Source organism: Clostridium putrefaciens (assembly GCF_900461105.1).
GTDB lineage: Bacteria > Bacillota > Clostridia > Clostridiales > Clostridiaceae > Clostridium_L > Clostridium_L putrefaciens.
This window is the reverse complement of the sequence record NZ_UFWZ01000001.1, coordinates 223,685-240,453: the sequence shown is the minus strand read 5'-3', so window position 1 is coordinate 240,453 and position 16,769 is coordinate 223,685. Positions and strand designations below refer to the sequence as shown.

The 16,769-nt window shown below is 28.8% G+C and carries 18 protein-coding genes and 1 pseudogene; 3 read left to right on the top strand and 16 right to left on the bottom strand.

Annotation, left to right across the window (positions count from 1 at the left end; all coding sequences use genetic code 11):
• Positions 1–38: 38 nt before the first annotated feature.
• Entirely contained in the window at positions 39–686 is a 648-nt protein-coding gene (locus DY168_RS01150) for a CPBP family intramembrane glutamic endopeptidase (protein WP_115640100.1), read from the bottom strand.
• Positions 687–1,330: 644 nt separating this feature from the next.
• On the opposite strand from DY168_RS01150, the gene DY168_RS01145 reads away from it, so the two are divergent.
• Genes DY168_RS01145 through DY168_RS01135 form a run of 3 tightly spaced genes read left to right on the top strand, consistent with a single transcriptional unit; the run spans position 1,331 to position 4,401 of the window.
• Positions 1,331–2,440 carry a radical SAM protein gene (locus DY168_RS01145; RefSeq protein WP_172556223.1) on the top strand — a complete coding sequence of 370 codons (1,110 nt, stop codon included), beginning with the start codon at positions 1,331–1,333 and terminating at the stop codon, positions 2,438–2,440.
• Positions 2,441–2,453: 13 nt separating this feature from the next.
• Positions 2,454–2,729: a hypothetical protein gene (locus DY168_RS01140; RefSeq protein WP_115640098.1), complete on the top strand. Its 276-nt coding sequence runs from the start codon at positions 2,454–2,456 to the stop codon at positions 2,727–2,729.
• The gene (locus DY168_RS01135; protein WP_115640097.1) at positions 2,722–4,401 is read left to right on the top strand and encodes an ABC transporter ATP-binding protein; all 1,680 of its coding nucleotides are present in this window, start codon (positions 2,722–2,724) and stop codon (positions 4,399–4,401) included. Before DY168_RS01140 ends, DY168_RS01135 begins: the two co-directional genes overlap by 8 nt.
• 101 nt (positions 4,402–4,502) lie before the next feature.
• Here DY168_RS01135 and DY168_RS01130 read toward each other — a convergent pair whose 3' ends face one another.
• From DY168_RS01130 to DY168_RS01060, 15 genes and pseudogenes are all read right to left on the bottom strand, one after another.
• Positions 4,503–4,994, bottom strand: a complete 492-nt coding sequence (locus DY168_RS01130) for an anti sigma factor C-terminal domain-containing protein (RefSeq protein ID WP_115640096.1) — start codon at positions 4,992–4,994, stop codon at positions 4,503–4,505.
• 284 nt (positions 4,995–5,278) lie between these two features.
• The gene (locus DY168_RS01125; RefSeq protein ID WP_115640092.1) at positions 5,279–5,788 is read right to left on the bottom strand and encodes a class I SAM-dependent methyltransferase; all 510 of its coding nucleotides are present in this window, start codon (positions 5,786–5,788) and stop codon (positions 5,279–5,281) included.
• A 6-nt stretch (positions 5,789–5,794) separates the two neighbouring features.
• Positions 5,795–6,697 carry a GNAT family N-acetyltransferase gene (locus DY168_RS01120; protein ID WP_115640091.1) on the bottom strand — a complete coding sequence of 301 codons (903 nt, stop codon included), beginning with the start codon at positions 6,695–6,697 and terminating at the stop codon, positions 5,795–5,797.
• 92 nt (positions 6,698–6,789) lie between these two features.
• Positions 6,790–7,428 (bottom strand): Vat family streptogramin A O-acetyltransferase, encoded by a 639-nt coding sequence (locus DY168_RS01115; RefSeq protein WP_115640095.1) that lies wholly within the window; start codon positions 7,426–7,428, stop codon positions 6,790–6,792.
• Between the two features lie 224 nt (positions 7,429–7,652).
• Entirely contained in the window at positions 7,653–8,639 is a 987-nt protein-coding gene (locus tag DY168_RS01110; RefSeq protein ID WP_115640094.1) for an anti sigma factor C-terminal domain-containing protein, read from the bottom strand.
• Positions 8,626–9,135: an RNA polymerase sigma factor gene (locus DY168_RS01105; RefSeq protein WP_115640093.1), complete on the bottom strand. Its 510-nt coding sequence runs from the start codon at positions 9,133–9,135 to the stop codon at positions 8,626–8,628. The genes DY168_RS01110 and DY168_RS01105 overlap by 14 nt, the downstream gene beginning before the upstream one ends.
• A 263-nt stretch (positions 9,136–9,398) precedes the next feature.
• Positions 9,399–9,908: a class I SAM-dependent methyltransferase gene (locus tag DY168_RS01100; protein ID WP_115640092.1), complete on the bottom strand. Its 510-nt coding sequence runs from the start codon at positions 9,906–9,908 to the stop codon at positions 9,399–9,401.
• A 6-nt stretch (positions 9,909–9,914) separates the two neighbouring features.
• A complete protein-coding gene (locus DY168_RS01095) occupies positions 9,915–10,817 on the bottom strand; it encodes a GNAT family N-acetyltransferase (protein WP_115640091.1) in 903 nt (300 codons plus the stop codon).
• A 92-nt stretch (positions 10,818–10,909) separates the two neighbouring features.
• Positions 10,910–11,548, bottom strand: coding sequence for a Vat family streptogramin A O-acetyltransferase (locus DY168_RS01090; protein WP_115640090.1), 639 nt, complete (start codon positions 11,546–11,548; stop codon positions 10,910–10,912).
• A 296-nt stretch (positions 11,549–11,844) separates the two neighbouring features.
• On the bottom strand, positions 11,845–12,120 hold the full coding sequence (locus tag DY168_RS01085) for a hypothetical protein (RefSeq protein ID WP_147291404.1): 276 nt from the start codon (positions 12,118–12,120) through the stop codon (positions 11,845–11,847).
• Positions 12,121–12,241: 121 nt separating this feature from the next.
• Complete coding sequence (locus tag DY168_RS01080; protein WP_115640088.1) at positions 12,242–12,556, bottom strand: nucleotide pyrophosphohydrolase; 315 nt, start codon at positions 12,554–12,556, stop codon at positions 12,242–12,244.
• Positions 12,557–13,039: 483 nt separating this feature from the next.
• A pseudogene (pduB, locus tag DY168_RS01075) lies at positions 13,040–13,747 on the bottom strand (propanediol utilization microcompartment protein PduB); the annotation flags it as partial.
• A 437-nt stretch (positions 13,748–14,184) separates the two neighbouring features.
• Positions 14,185–14,445, bottom strand: coding sequence for a putative Se/S carrier protein (locus DY168_RS01070; protein ID WP_115640087.1), 261 nt, complete (start codon positions 14,443–14,445; stop codon positions 14,185–14,187).
• Between the two features lie 14 nt (positions 14,446–14,459).
• Positions 14,460–15,719 carry a double-cubane-cluster-containing anaerobic reductase gene (locus tag DY168_RS01065; RefSeq protein ID WP_115640086.1) on the bottom strand — a complete coding sequence of 420 codons (1,260 nt, stop codon included), beginning with the start codon at positions 15,717–15,719 and terminating at the stop codon, positions 14,460–14,462.
• An 89-nt stretch (positions 15,720–15,808) separates the two neighbouring features.
• The gene (locus DY168_RS01060; RefSeq protein WP_115640085.1) at positions 15,809–16,576 is read right to left on the bottom strand and encodes an acyl-CoA dehydratase activase; all 768 of its coding nucleotides are present in this window, start codon (positions 16,574–16,576) and stop codon (positions 15,809–15,811) included.
• Positions 16,577–16,769: the final 193 nt, after the last annotated feature.

Here is a 16,769-nt window from a genome sequence, read left to right as displayed (position 1 = left end):
AGCTATTCACTATATTTTAAGTTTATCCTTTATCTTTACTAATGTCTGTTAACCATATTGAAATAAACAGAACCAGTAATATTAAAAAGCATATGCATACAGATACTCATCCAAAGCGAACCTGTAAGTAAAACTAGATAACCTATAGCATTGCCCCAAATAAAAATCAAAACTAAACCAGCTACGTAATCTTTATTAAACTTGAAACTTTCATCATAATTAAAGTGAAATAATGAAAATAGCAGAGAACTTACCATAACTAGAGGCTCTTCATATTTTAGAATAGGAAAGGTATTGAGTAAATTAATTAAAATAATACCTCTAAACAAAACCTCTTCAAAAACAGGTACAACAAAACAAAGATAATAGAATCCTGGCGTTTTCCAGCTCCATGCTGCAGCACTTCTAATTAGTTTATAATTAGTAAAAAAGTAATACATTAAAATTCCGAGTATCCACATGAATATATGTTTAACTGCTTTATTAACATATAAAATATTTCCCCAGGCCTTATAAGAACCAGGCTTTACAAAAAAGAGTAGTATTAAGAGTATAGCTCCCCAAAGAAACACCCATGGACTACTCCAAAGTCTTCTATTCCCCTTTATCCAATCTTTTTTATTGAGAAAAAACTCTAAAATTGTGTATAAAAAAAATCCTACAGTTATTAAAATTATCCACAACATCTTATAACTACCTCCGTTATACTATATTTTATATGATTATGTAAATGCTTACAATATGATACTTATAGTTTAAGGTGTTTTTGACTATTTGCGTTTAAATTAAAGGAAAGACAAAAAGCCATAAATTTAACTTATCTATAATTCCCCACCCCGTTACTACATATTCCTTTATAGGAACCGAACTCCTCATATGGTCTTAATATATATATTTTCCAACAATCTCATTGATTATCACTAAAACCCATGGTATAATCTTACTAAAGCTGGGGGGGTGATAAAATGAAGCAAAATAAACTTTATTTTAAAAAAGTAAGTTTACCATCTATAGTTGCAAATGGTAACAATGCATGTGGCGGCGGTAGCAATGCCTGCAATACACAAAGCTAGTTTATAAAATAAAATGTAAACATTAATGAACTTAGCTTTTAAGTCTTTAATGTTTACATTTTACTAGTTTATATTATTTCTTTTATCTACTATTAAAATTATACTTAATAAGAAGGTTATAGTATAACTATAACAAGTATAGTACTTTTAAATTTACATGACTATCATAAAATTATCTTTGGTAAACTTTAAAGACAATGTAATTTAAATACCACTCTTGTATGCGATCAAATTTAAGAATGTTAGGTAATAAAATAATGGGGTTAAATATTAAATGGGATATTACATATAAGTGTAATTTGTTTTGTAAACATTGTATTAACGGAAAGTTACTAAATAATAACGACAATGAGTTAGAGACACTAGAAGTATTTAATATTATTGATAAAATCTCTTCTAGTGTAAAGATTGACTATATTCACTTTCTAGGTGGAGAACCTACTTTTAGAAAAGACTTATCGGAGATATGCAGATATTTGAGTCAGAAAAATATAGACTTCGGATTTAATACCAATTGCATTGATTTTAATATTGAAAAAAATAAAGAAATTTTATTAAATAAAAATTTTAAAAATCTTGTAGTAAGTTTAGAGGGACCTAATGCTGAGATTAATGATCTTATTCGAGGAAAAGACGTATTTAATAAGATAATAAACAATTTAAAATCTATAATTGATTTTAAAAATGCTAATCATTTAGATTACTTAAAAATACTAGTTAACACTGTAGTAAGCAAAACAAATTATAATTATATTATTGAAATGATTGATTTTTGTTTGCAATTAGGTGTTGATGAATTAGATTTGTTGCAATTAATAATACAAGGAAATGCAGAAAATTTGAATACGTCTATAAATCCTGAAGAAGAGGTTGCACTAGTTGAAAAAATAGCCCTAAAATACCAACTTGTTAAAGATAAAATCCTTATAGTACCTAAGTTCGTTAGACCTATGGCTCAAGATTATTGCGATAAAGTACTTGGATTACCCTTTCCTAATGTATACCATGGATGTTCTGCCGGTATGTTTTTTGCCTTTATAAATAATTTAGGATATATTTATCCTTGTGATAGGTATTTATCACAAAAATTAAAGGGTGTAAATGATGAAAAGTATAATCTAAACAAAAATGCATTTTTTGATATTTGGGCAGAAGATGACTATAACATTCCATTCGAAACTATTGAAGGAAATGACTACGAAACAAAATACAAACCTTGTAACAAATGTATCCATTTTAAAAAAGAGTGCTTTCCTTGTTTTTTAATTTTAAAAGATTTAAAACAACCATATCATATAAACAATTGTGATAAATATTTTGAATTAATAAAAGAAAATGAACTTCATCATAAAACTAAGTGTATATGAAAGGAAAGATATTATGGTTAAGATAGTAAGTACAGACTTTCCAATAAGAGTTGTAGAAAAAACTGATTTCTTTTATTTGTTTAATACTAAAACATTTGAAACTATTTCTTTGGATAAAATATCAATAAGAATTTTTGAAAAAATTAAATATAAAGGAGTATGCACCAATGATGAATTAAACCAATATGCTAAGATTAATAATGTATCTGAGAAAGATGTATGGGCGTTAATAGATTTTTTACAAATAAATCAATTTCTATCAGTAAGTAAAGGTTTAAATTATGATTAAAAAGTATCTAAAGTTATATAGACTTATAGGCTCTTATATCAAAGAACAGATACTTATGGCACTATTATGTTTGATTGGAATGTTAGTATCAATTTTAATACCTTATCTCATGGCATTATTTATCAATAATATTCAAGATGGTCAAAGTTTATCAACTATTATAAAAATGGGGATTTTAATTGGTGTCATTTCCTTTGTTGCATCTCTTTTGAACACTGCACAAAATTATGTATGGCATAGATTCCGTGTAAAGTTTATTAATCATATGCGACTAGAGATGTTTAAGGCTGCTATAAATAAAAAGCTTGTATATTTTAAAGAAAATAAATCTGGAGATATTCTATCAAAAATCCTTTATGATGTAACAGCCGTGGCAGAACATATCGCTATAGGTATTCCAATGTTGCTTATCAATATCATACGGCTTTTAGCTATATTTATACTGATGGCAGCACTTAATATACGGTTAACATTGATTGTCCTCATTACTGCACCTATATATTTCATCATATTTAACATAATCAATAAGCAATTAAGAGAAAATAGTGGCAAGGAAAGAGAGGCATTCTCAAAAGTCACAGGTAATCTTCAAGAGGATATCGGTGGCATTCATACCATTAAGATATTTAAGAAGGAAACCTATTTTACCCAGAAGTTTCATAACGTACTCAATGGATATATCAGCTTTGTCAATAAAAATCTTTTTTTCCAAGCAGTTAGCTACGGAACCACGGATATGATCCAAAGTATGCTTCCTATTGCCATTCTATTAGTTGGAAGTGTGTTGATTGGTGACGGATCTTTGAAAATAGGAAGTCTAATGGGTTTCTATACTTACCTTACCTATATCTACGAGCCAATGACGAATCTGTCAGATTGGTTCATTGGTGTTCAAACCACACTTGGAATGAGTGACCGTGTTACTAAATTTTTGGAAGACCCCGAACATGCGAAAGAAATAGAACAAGAAAAAACAAAAATATCAATCGATGAAATCAAGTCAATTGTCTTTAAAGATGTTTCCTTTTCTTACGATAAAAATTATATGGTACTTGATAATTTAAACCTTAATATTGAAAAAGGAGACAAGGTTGCAATTGTTGGTGCTAGTGGAAAAGGGAAAAGCACAATTATCCAATTATTAATGAAAGTATACAATAACTATACTGGGGAAATCCTCATAAATGGAATCTCCCTTAGAGACATAGCAAAAGACTCTGTTTATGACCATATGTCCTTAGTGGAACAGAACCTTTTCATTTTTGATGGAACTGTAAAGGAAAATATTTTGTTCGATGAAAAGGACTCGGTTAGATTACTTGAATCAATGGAAATTTCCAAGAGTAATGTTTTTGTAGATAGCTTTAAAAATACAATTGATCATCTTTTGTTAGAAGGTGGCAAGAACATTTCTGGAGGTCAAAAACAAAGAATTTGTATCAATAGGGCACTGGTTAGAAGTTTCGATATATTAATTTTAGACGAGGCAACTTCATCACTTGATAAAGAGCTAGAAAAAGAAGTTATTGAAAATCTAGATAATTATGTGACCAAAAATAATAAAATTCTGATTTCAATTAGTCATAGACCTGTTCCTACATCCATATGCAATAAAATCATCGACTTGAATAAAGAAACTTCACTTGAAGCTAAAAATCCCTTGATTATCTAATCCTAATTCCATCTATAATATAGAATTTAATATTAATTTTCTATATAAACGCAAGATAAACCTTATCATTTTGTTGTAGATGATAAGGTTTATTTTTACAATCAATTAAAAATTATATCCTTAGTTATAACGCCTACACTGGATGCCTTTATATGTGGATTTGTACTTAACTTTTGTAATTCCTCTGGACTACCATAAACCACTACACCTATTATATCTACATTATCTCCTTCTAACTGATCCTTTGCCTTTAGTGTAGAATAGATACTACTAAACTCATTTTTATAATCACTATTTTTAAAATCAAACTGAAGATTATTTAAAAACCTTTTGTAATTATCTAATGCTTCATCTAAAGAAAAACTTAATCTATTATTTCTTTTTTTAAAGGTCCTAAAAATATTAATAGATACAGTAAATAACCAAGAACGAAGTTTTTCTACCCTCACACCATCCATATGTTCCATGGCCCTAGTGAAGGATTCTTGAAGTATATCCTCAGCTTCTTGCTTTGAACATCCAAGCTTTATAAGATATTTATAAATAATACTACCTTGTGTCATATATAACTTAGTAATAGCATCGTAATTCATTTCCCCCTCCCTTCAAAGCTTTCACATATAAGACTATCAAAACATGGAATTGTATACAAACATATGTAAATTAATATTAGCTTTCTATATAAATGCAAAATAAACCTTATCATTTTCTTATATATGATAAGGCTTATCTCTTTCCTAAATATTAAATTCTTTAGATTATAACAGAACTTATATTATAAATTCTATTCATATATATCTTATATCTTATATCTTATATCTTATATCTTATATCTTATATCTTATATCTTATATCTTATATTATACATAAACTCAACCTATAACAGTCTTTTATACTGAATAATTCCTGCACAATGAGATATAAATATGAAAGTTATATTGTTTTTAGGGAAAGATTCTTTTAACTCGTCAAATACAATATATATTTCTTCATCATCCCAATAATCACCAGAACCTATTTTACACTGCTCTAGTAACTCTCTCGTTTCAAATGCTACATCTCCAATAATAATCTCGCCATTATTAGAGAGATGTTTATCTAATTTATTAACAAACTTAATTTTATCTTTATCTTCTAAATGATGCATTGCGTAAGTACTTATAATATAATCAAACTTTACATCTTCCAGTTCTTTCGGTAAACCTTTAGAAAAATCATATTGGAATAACTTAGCTAAAGGCATTTTTTCTTTTGCTATTTCTATCATTCTTTCCGAGAAGTCAATCCCATATATCTCATATCCATCATCATACAGTTTTTTTGTTAATATTCCTGTACCAAATCCAATATCCAATACTTTTACTTTTTCTTTCTTAGCGTCTTCTATTTATCATTATGCATGAGACAATATAGGAAACATTAAATCTCCTTTTTTAAATGGATTATCTTTTCCCATCTTAATAAAAAGAGTAGTATCTTCCTCATTTACTAAACTCTTTTCATAGCAAGAAATATCATTTGGAGTAAACCCTAAGACTATTTTCTTAGTTTTCTCACTCATCATTGCATTAATAATTTTATCTAATTCTATTTCTTTTGTAGCAAATACATCTTTCACACTTAAAACATCCTCATTAAGATCACAAATAACAACAGCATCATAGTCTTCAAGATAATAAATACTGTCCTTCATAAAATACGTACAATAAAACATTATAAGAGATATGTTACTTTTCATAGAAACCTTTGAAATAGGTATTGTATTACAAGCGATATTATAAACAGCTTCTCTATCCTTATCATTATCCATAATCATCTTTCTTATTTTCTCTGACTTATCCTCTTTAATTTTGTTTATTGAATACTGATATTCATTACACTGCTCAAATCCAAACTTTGGGTAGAAATTAAGAACACTGTTATTAGCAAAAAGATAAATAAGATCACATTTATCCTCCCATTCTTTTAATACTACCTCCATAAGGGCTCTGCTTAATCCTTGTCCTCTATACTCTTCATCTGTCATAACCGTTCCAATTTGTACAAATCTCTTTTGTTCTCCTAAAATTAAAAAATCTATAATATTTACTGAAACATTAGATACTACTTTATCTCCATCTAACAAAGAATATGGTATATATTTGTCTTTCCAATAGCCATCCTCATACCATTGTTTAAAATTAAAACCATAAGTTTTTTCTGTTAAGCTATTAAAACTATTTCTTAAAACAATATCATCTTTGTAATTACACCTATAAATATATTTTTTATCATTAATTAATAAAATTTCACACACTTTTAGTTTCTCCCTTCCTATATTTACATTATCTTCTTATATCTTATCCTAGTATTTTTTATGCAACAACCTTAATAACTTTTACTAAATACTTATTCGATGGACTTAATTTTATCTAAATCTGAGCTACAAAGTAATTCAAGATTTTTAAAAATCTTTTCATCAGACCAATCCCACCATTTTAATTTTAATAAATAATCAATCAATTCATCATCAAATCTCTTTTTTATAATTTTACATGGATTGCCTCCAGCAATATGATATGGGGGAACCTCTTTTGTTACCACAGAATTAGCAGCAATAATTGAACCATCTCCAATATTCACACCAGGCATTACTGTAACATTCTGTCCAATCCATACATCATTACCAACCACAGTATCACCTTTTAGAGGTAAATCTTCAAGGATAGGTGTAGCTTTTTCCCATCCACTCCCCATAATATTAAAAGGATATGTGGTTATAGATTTCATTCTATGATTTGCACCATTCATAACAAATTCTATTCCTTTTGCCATTGCACAAAATTTTCCTATAATAAGTTTATCACCTATAAATTCATAATGATGTGTAACATGTTCTTCGAACCTTTTTGCTCCATTTATATCATCATAATAAGTGTAATCACCAACCTGAATATTAGGATTTTTAATAACATTTTTTATATAACAAATGCTCCTTATATCTTCATTAGGGTAAATACTCTTTGGATTTGGGCCAAATTTATTCATATATCTTATCTCCTCTGTAATCTTATAAAATTATCTATTCTTTTTTAATACCTCTTTTCATAGTAACTCCCCCTTATAATATGTCCTTTGATATATTATAATCCGATTATATTTTGTTACTTATGATTATCTAAGCCTAATTATAACTATACTATAAAATTTGATATTAACTTTCTATATAAACCTTATCACTTTATTGTAAATGATAAGGTTTATGCCTATAATTATTTAAAAATTATATCCTTAGTTATAATGCCTACACTGGATGACTTTATATGTGGATTTGTACTTAACTTTTGTAATTCCTCTGGGCTACCATAAACCACTACACCTATTATATCTACATTATCTCCTTCTAACTGATCCTTTGCCTTTAGTGTAGAATAGATACTACTAAATTCATTTTTATAATCACTATTTTTAAAACCAAATTGGAGATTATCTAAAAACCTTTTGTAATTATCTAATGCTTCATTAGCTTCATAATAATTAACCCTTTCAGGTGACTTAAAACCTATAAAATCCGACTCTCTAATATAGGTTACCTTTCCGTCATATTCTAAAGCTTCCTTTTTATAAACTTCCATTTTCTCTTTTGTATAACCATCTATTAATAGCTCAGATATTTGAGTTGTCGGCAGGATATCTGAAATTTCATTAATTTTATACTTTTTATCAAAGGATAAAGTCATCTCTAATAATGAGTCAGTACTTACTTTATTTAGTAAAGCTATATCATCTTTATACTCTTTATACTCAATATCTGGGTGAAAGACCATCATAGTTAGATTCCCTGAACTATCAATGCGATCAGGCCACTCACCTTGCCTATGCCCTCCTTTACCTGAACCTATGGTAAACCTATTAAACTTAAGTCCAAATCCATAGCTGCTATTTTTATTATATAAATTTATATTCTTTCTACCAATAACTTTAGAGACTGTATATTCAAAAGTTCCTCCAATAAATCCTATAGAACCATTTACATTGCTAATATAAGCATTAGGATTTTTAATTTCTATACCCTTTTGTAACTCCTCATAATGCTTAATTCCCATCTTATAACTAATCATAACATTAATTATGTATAGCGGTATCACCACTAGGATAACTATTATAATTGTTCTGATGGTACTTAATCTTTTTGATTTTTTGTATGCCTTTTTTAGTTGTTTATCATCTGGGAAAAACTCCACATTATCCTCTTTCATAATTAGCTCTCCACCTTTCCTTAAATTCTTCTCTAGCCCTATAAAGATATGTCTTAACTGTACTTTCAGGGATACCAAGTAATATAGAAATTTGTTTATAGCTTAAATCTGCCTGGTATTTCATAATAAGTAAAGTCTTATATTGTTCCTTTAACCCTTCTAATATTTCATTAACATATTTACCTTGTTCCTCTATTAATATTGAGCTTTCAACGTCATCTTCACTATAAAAATTATTACAATACTGCTTTTCATCTAAAGAAAAACTTAATCTATTATTTCTTTTTTTAAAGGTCCTAAAAATATTAATAGATACAGTAAATAACCAAGAACGAAGTTTTTCTACCCTCACACCATCCATATGTTCCATGGCCCTAGTGAAGGATTCTTGAAGTATATCCTCAGCTTCTTGCTTTGAACATCCAAGCTTTATAAGATATTTATAAATAATACTACCTTGTGTCATATATAACTTAGTAATAGCATCGTAATTCATTTCCCCCTCCCTTCAAAGCTTTCACATATAAGACTATCAAAACATGGAATTGTATACAAACATATGTAAATTAATATTAGCTTTCTATATAAATGCAAAATAAACCTTATCATTTTCTTATATATGATAAGGCTTATCTCTTTCCTAAATATTAAATTCTTTAGATTATAACAGAACTTATATTATAAATTCTATTCATATATATCTTATATCTTATATCTTATATCTTATATCTTATATCTTATATTATACATAAACTCAACCTATAACAGTCTTTTATACTGAATAATTCCTGCACAATGAGATATAAATATGAAAGTTATATTGTTTTTAGGGAAAGATTCTTTTAACTCGTCAAATACAATATATATTTCTTCATCATCCCAATAATCACCAGAACCTATTTTACACTGCTCTAGTAACTCTCTCGTTTCAAATGCTACATCTCCAATAATAATCTCGCCATTATTAGAGAGATGTTTATCTAATTTATTAACAAACTTAATTTTATCTTTATCTTCTAAATGATGCATTGCGTAAGTACTTATAATATAATCAAACTTTACATCTTCCAGTTCTTTCGGTAAACCTTTAGAAAAATCATATTGAAATAACTTAGCTAAAGGCATTTTTTCTTTTGCTATTTCTATCATTCTTTCCGAGAAGTCAATCCCATATATCTCATATCCATCATCATACAGTTTTTTTGTTAATATTCCTGTACCAAATCCAATATCCAATACTTTTACTTTTTCTTTCTTAGCGTCTTCTATTTATCATTATGCATGAGACAATATAGGAAACATTAAATCTCCTTTTTTAAATGGATTATCTTTTCCCATCTTAATAAAAAGAGTAGTATCTTCCTCATTTACTAAACTCTTTTCATAGCAAGAAATATCATTTGGAGTAAACCCTAAGACTATTTTCTTAGTTTTCTCACTCATCATTGCATTAATAATTTTATCTAATTCTATTTCTTTTGTAGCAAATACATCTTTCACACTTAAAACATCCTCATTAAGATCACAAATAACAACAGCATCATAGTCTTCAAGATAATAAATACTGTCCTTCATAAAATACGTACAATAAAACATTATAAGAGATATGTTACTTTTCATAGAAACCTTTGAAATAGGTATTGTATTACAAGCGATATTATAAACAGCTTCTCTATCCTTATCATTATCCATAATCATCTTTCTTATTTTCTCTGACTTATCCTCTTTAATTTTGTTTATTGAATACTGATATTCATTACACTGCTCAAATCCAAACTTTGGGTAGAAATTAAGAACACTGTTATTAGCAAAAAGATAAATAAGATCACATTTATCCTCCCATTCTTTTAATACTACCTCCATAAGGGCTCTGCTTAATCCTTGTCCTCTATACTCTTCATCTGTCATAACCGTTCCAATTTGTACAAATCTCTTTTGTTCTCCTAAAATTAAAAAATCTATAATATTTACTGAAACATTAGATACTACTTTATCTCCATCTAACAAAGAATATGGTATATATTTGTCTTTCCAATAGCCATCCTCATACCATTGTTTAAAATTAAAACCATAAGTTTTTTCTGTTAAGCTATTAAAACTATTTCTTAAAACAATATCATCTTTGTAATTACACCTATAAATATATTTTTTATCATTAATTAATAAAATTTCACACACTTTTAGTTTCTCCCTTCCTATATTTACATTATCTTCTTATATCTTATCCTAGTATTTTTTATGCAACAACCTTAATAACTTTTACTAAATACTTATTCGATGGACTTAATTTTATCTAAATCTGAGCTACAAAGTAATTCAAGATTTTTAAAAATCTTTTCATCAGACCAATCCCACCATTTTAATTTTAATAAATAATCAATCAATTCATCATCAAATCTCTTTTTTATAATTTTACATGGATTGCCTCCAGCAATATGATATGGGGGAACCTCTTTTGTTACCACAGAATTAGCAGCAATAATTGAACCATCTCCAATATTCACACCAGGCATTACTGTAACATTCTGTCCAATCCATACATCATTACCAACCACAGTATCACCTTTTAGAGGTAAATCTTCAAGGATAGGTGTAGCTTTTTCCCATCCACTCCCCATAATATTAAAAGGATATGTGGTTATAGATTTCATTCTATGATTTGCACCATTCATAACAAATTCTATTCCTTTTGCCATTGCACAAAATTTTCCTATAATAAGTTTATCACCTATAAATTCATAATGATGTGTAACATGTTCTTCGAACCTTTTTGCTCCATTTATATCATCATAATAAGTGTAATCACCAACCTGAATATTAGGATTTTTAATAACATTTTTTATATAACAAATGCTCTTTATATCTTCATTAGGGTAAATACTCTTTGGATTTGGGCCAAATTTATTCATATATCTTATCTCCTCTGTAATCTTATAAAATTATCTATTCTTTTTTAATACCTCTTTTCATAGTAACTCCCCCTTATAATATGTCCTTTGATATATTATAATCCGATTATATTTTGTTACTTATGATTATCTAAGCCTAATTATAACTATACTATAAAATTTGATATTAACTTTCTATATAAACCTTATCATTTTCTTATATATGATAAGGTTTATCCCTTGACCTAAATATTAAATTCTTTAGATTATAACAGAACTTATATTACGTTTCTCTAGTAACCCTCTTGTTTCAAATGCTACCTCTCCAATTGATTTGCCTTTTTTCTCTTACTCTTTTCATTAATAAAATAAACTGCCAACAAAATTAAGACAACAGACCTATAAATTATATTAATAATCGTTTGCGCTGAGTTACCTACATTGTTGTATATACCAAAAGTTTTTCTGTAAAACATTCCTGTAGTGCAAATAAAAGCTATAGCTAAATTAAAACCCTTTTGATCTTTGCTATACTTAATTATAAAATATATAGCAATAAAAGCAGAAAGTAAAACTGTACCGTAATCCATCATCACACCATCCTTTACATAATAATTATATAAATTTATAAAAGAACTAACTTCTCAGACAATACATATTCTTCTTCAATTTCTTTATAAGTTAAATTATTCTTCATATTATTTACCCTACTTTTTAAAGTTCAGTGTATTTTTTGCTTGTTCCTCTTGCTTTTTCTACTGGATATTTCTTTTCATTCTTATCCATCTTTTTTTCTATTATATCTTCTATATTAACCCCTAGGGAATCTGCCATATGTAAGCAATAAACCATAACATCAGCTAGTTCTTCTCCCACAGCTTCTTTATCATAGTTATTATTCCAAAGGAAGTGTTCTAGTAATTCACCAGCTTCTATACTTATTGCCTTGGCTAAGTTTTCCGGGGTGTGGAATTGTGACCATTCTCTATCATCTCTGAATTTTCTTACTCTCTTTTTTATCTCTTCCATTTTGTTTTCTCCTTTACTATTATGCTATATTAAATTTAATAATCTTATTCATCTATTACTATAATTGTACCATAAATTAGTATATATGTTATAATTAATTATACAATGAATATTCGGATATAGTATAATATAAAAGTAAATAAAAGGTTTGAATCAAGTAAAAGTGGGCAACTATTTTGTTTAATTTATCATCCATTACTTTACATGGGGTATTTATAATTTACCCTACCCGTTTTTACTTCTAATTGTAGCTAAAACTTCCAAATCCTTTTAATCCACAAAGTTTTTGTATTACTTTTCTTCCCAAGGTAACTGCGGCTCCATTAATAGACCAGCTCATCTTTCTACCTTTCATTCTATGTGCTAACACATCTCAAATGTTATGTTCCATAGTCCCTAATTGCCTATATTCTATCCCTTCAGGTGCTGTAGGCATAGTTATATTGTCTCTTAATTTATATTAAAATCATCATAACTACTATATTAGATATAAGGTTTACCTGAAATGGATATAGGATTTCCACCCATTGATTTAGCAATAGATAATCCCACCTCTTTAGCAGCAATTACTGATTGTCTTACAGCATCTGAGTCTCCTGATATTGTTATAATGACTTCATTTGAATGTGAAGTTCCTTGACTTGGACTTAAATAGCTAATAAGTTCAACGTTTGCATTTTTAAGTGCAGTATCTGCCATTACAACTCCCATACCTGCTGGTGCCCCTACAATTATTCCAAAAGCTTTTCCTATAGGAGCATTAAAGCCTTTATTTAAAGCATGACTTGCTTTTGCAGTATAGTTCAAATCTATATGACCTGAATCAAATTCATATACATCTCCAAAATATCTTTCCGTGTTATCAAGAGTAATTTCAACTGCCCTTCTTACATCAGATACATCTTCTGATGCAAGTATAATCAAACACCCATGTCCTGCGCCACCCTTTGTGTCTCTTGGAAGCTCAACACTTACTACTTTCGTATTGGTAGCTTTTACTGCCTCATCTGCAGCCATAAGTTGAGATCCCGCTCCAGTCCTGTTGCTTATAATGCCTATTGCTCTATCATTTTTATCTAATCCCATTTCATCTCGTAAAACACTATCTACATTTGCTATAACAAGACCTACTGTATCGCCATATTTTACCGATCCCACAAATCCAGATATTGGTGTTTCTATATTCATTACATATTTCTCCTTTTGAAGTTAAATTTTATCTTCTGATTTTATAATTTTACTTATTTACTTATTTACTTATTTACTTATTTACTTATTTCCTAATAAATATTATTTATATTATAAACATTAGCTATTTCTTCACTTAATACACATCTTTAACTCAAAAAAATTATAACATAAACCAATGACAATTTTAATATCATTGGTTTATTTGCTAACATTTAATTAATATCTATTTATTTTGGTTCTCCACAGATACGCTTCACAATATCATAAGTAAAAAATAGACACTTCCCCGTATACATATATCTAAATCCTTTATTATAATTTCTCACAAAAAAGTAGCTAGTGTATAATTAGTTTTACTAGCTACTGATTTAATATATTAATTGCGAAGATTTGAACCTTTTAACTACCCTACACACGCAGCAGACCTTTTTATGATTTTAACTATAAATATTCTTATACCTTTTTTCTATGCTATGAAAGCCTAAGACCTTAATATTATTTTCTTCTACTAGTTCTTTTATGACCTTCTCATCTTCTTTATTGTATTCCATTGATATACCACAACAAGTTGAAAGTTCTCTTGGTGTTGGTACTATGGTATATTTTATTTTATGATCTTTTAGTATAGTTTCTAGGGCAAGTCCACTACTATGCGAAGGAAATAATACATAATTTTTTATATTTCCATTACTGTTCATTAAAATTCATCACCTTAAATCATTTCTATGAAGGCTTCCACTCTTGTTTTTATTTGACCTGAGTCTTCTGTTGAGTAGTCTGTTTCTATATTAATCATAGGAATTCCTGCTTCTTTTAAAGCCTTTTCTACCCTATTATATTCTACAGAATAAGTGTGGCAGAATGAAAGGTTTGAGTAAACCACTCCGTCTATGTTGTATTCTTTAACGTATCTTAATATATCATCTATTCTTCCTTCATTTGGTGTAAAGCAAGCACAGTTTATATTTAAGTATCTGTCTGCTAGATTAGTTATTAACTCTTCTATAGTATCTCCTTTTTGATTTACTTCATTTTCAAAGTATCTAGTACCTGTACAAGTTTCCTCTACAACAACCTCTGCTGGAAGGCTTTCTATTATACTGTGAAGCTTCCAATTAGGAATAGCCATAGGTGTACCTGTTATCATAATTCTTTTCTTTCCTTCAGGTTTGCCTTGCTTTACTCTTTCATCTAATTCATCACAAAGCTTATTTAACTCTTCAGTGAATCTTTTAGGATCATCATTGAATGCAATTTGTGATATTAAAAGAGAATCAAGCCCAGTTATAGGAGAAGGTGTTACCTTTCTTAGATCATAAAGTCTTTTAAGAGCTCTTCTCTTCTTATTACAGACATCTATACCTTCCTTTAAACTTTCTACTGTAACTTTATTCCCTGTAAGCTTTTCTACCTCATCTATGAACAATTTTATCTCTTCCATCCACATACTATAGTCCTTATTTCTCTTCATTTGTGGAAGATCCATTACATGAACAGGCACATAGTCACTTAAGATTTCCCAAGCTTTCTTTTTACCATCACAAGTAGTTTCACCAATTACCATATCACAAGATTGGAAGTAAGGGCATGTACCACTTACCTTTGCACCAACAAAGGCCTTTATTAGAGGGCAAAGATTTCTTGGCAAATGTTTTTCACCATCTTCAACCCAAAATTGTGATCCAGCACAAAGTCCTACAGATATAGCATTAGCTGCTAATATAACTTCATCTGGTACAAATACACAAAAGGTTCCAAGCACTTTTCCGCCTTGTTTTTTATGATCTTCAAGTTCTTTTATCCGAAGTCCATGAACTTCTGAAAAAACAAAGTTAAAATAGTTCATACCTTCAGGTCTATTTTCTTGAGTTAAATATACACTTCCAAACATTTCAGGTAAGGCTGCACAAAGCTTATCATGCTTTTCTAAATCCATGTCTAACTTGCCCCACATCTCTCTGTAATCTGCCATTATTACTCCTCCTTAAAATTAGGTTTGATTAAATATTAAACTTTGCTAAATATTAGGCTTCATTATATATATGTAAATGTTATTTAATCCTAATTTAACTTATCACTTGTTTCTTTTGCTACAATAGCTGCACCTATGGCTCCTGCATATCGTCCTAGCTTACTAGTTTCTACATTTTTCCCCAGCCTTTTTGCAAGACTATCTATGAGATATGTATTTTCTGAAAGCCCTCCACTTAAAAAGTAGTTTTCATCCCTTCCATGCTTTTGGCATAAAGAGTTTACCTTTCCTGAAATAGATTCAATGACGGCAAAGGCAATATTTTCTCTCCTTTCACCACTGCCTATAAGACTTATAACCTCAGATTCTGCAAAAACAGTGCACATAGAACTAATGCTTATTCCTGATCCATATTTAGAAAGTTTACTCATTTCCATAAGATCAAGGCCTAAGGTATTTGCCATCATCTCTAAGAATCTTCCTGTACCTGCAGCACACTTATCATTCATGGTAAAGCTTGTAACCTTACCATTTCTTATTGTTATTATCTTAGTATCTTGGCCACCGATATCGATTACAGTACAGTCCTTATTAATAATGTAGTTTGCTCCCTTGCCATGACAAGTTATTTCCGTTACAGCTTTGTCTGCATAAGGCACAGAAACTCTACCATAACCCGTAGCCACAATATATGAATTTTCTACATAGTTCTTACTTTCTAGATGATTTTTTATCTCTTCTGCAGTTTTCACGCTACTCCAACCCGTTGGAATCATAAATGTTTCCACTAGCTCTTCATGACAAAATACAGCAACCTTAGAAGCTGTAGATCCTATATCTATACCAATATAATGCATACTCATCTTCCTTTTTAATATTTATTAATATAACCTTAAAAATGTATTTCTATAGACAACCTCATTATACTTTACATAGCTCCTTTCTTCTAATTCAAAAAAGCTATAATAGGTGACTCTTCTATTAGTAATACTTATAATATATTACATCATTCACAAATAAATGGTTGTTGAAAAGTTAAGATTACATATA

Excerpts from the sequence above, each read along its gene's own strand:
- DY168_RS01150 (WP_115640100.1), bottom strand. The coding sequence starts at position 686 with ATGTTGTGGATAATTTTAATAACTGTAGGATTTTTTTTATACACAATT.
- DY168_RS01145 (WP_172556223.1), top strand. The coding sequence starts at position 1,331 with ATGGGGTTAAATATTAAATGGGATATTACATATAAGTGTAATTTGTTT.
- DY168_RS01140 (WP_115640098.1), top strand. The coding sequence starts at position 2,454 with ATGGTTAAGATAGTAAGTACAGACTTTCCAATAAGAGTTGTAGAAAAA.
- DY168_RS01135 (WP_115640097.1), top strand. The coding sequence starts at position 2,722 with ATGATTAAAAAGTATCTAAAGTTATATAGACTTATAGGCTCTTATATC.
- DY168_RS01130 (WP_115640096.1), bottom strand. The coding sequence starts at position 4,994 with ATGAATTACGATGCTATTACTAAGTTATATATGACACAAGGTAGTATT.
- DY168_RS01115 (WP_115640095.1), bottom strand. The coding sequence starts at position 7,428 with ATGAATAAATTTGGCCCAAATCCAAAGAGTATTTACCCTAATGAAGAT.
- DY168_RS01110 (WP_115640094.1), bottom strand. The coding sequence starts at position 8,639 with ATGAAAGAGGATAATGTGGAGTTTTTCCCAGATGATAAACAACTAAAA.
- DY168_RS01105 (WP_115640093.1), bottom strand. The coding sequence starts at position 9,135 with ATGAATTACGATGCTATTACTAAGTTATATATGACACAAGGTAGTATT.
- DY168_RS01090 (WP_115640090.1), bottom strand. The coding sequence starts at position 11,548 with ATGAATAAATTTGGCCCAAATCCAAAGAGTATTTACCCTAATGAAGAT.
- DY168_RS01085 (WP_147291404.1), bottom strand. The coding sequence starts at position 12,120 with ATGATGGATTACGGTACAGTTTTACTTTCTGCTTTTATTGCTATATAT.
- DY168_RS01080 (WP_115640088.1), bottom strand. The coding sequence starts at position 12,556 with ATGGAAGAGATAAAAAAGAGAGTAAGAAAATTCAGAGATGATAGAGAA.
- DY168_RS01070 (WP_115640087.1), bottom strand. The coding sequence starts at position 14,445 with ATGAACAGTAATGGAAATATAAAAAATTATGTATTATTTCCTTCGCAT.
- DY168_RS01065 (WP_115640086.1), bottom strand. The coding sequence starts at position 15,719 with ATGGCAGATTACAGAGAGATGTGGGGCAAGTTAGACATGGATTTAGAA.
- DY168_RS01060 (WP_115640085.1), bottom strand. The coding sequence starts at position 16,576 with ATGCATTATATTGGTATAGATATAGGATCTACAGCTTCTAAGGTTGCT.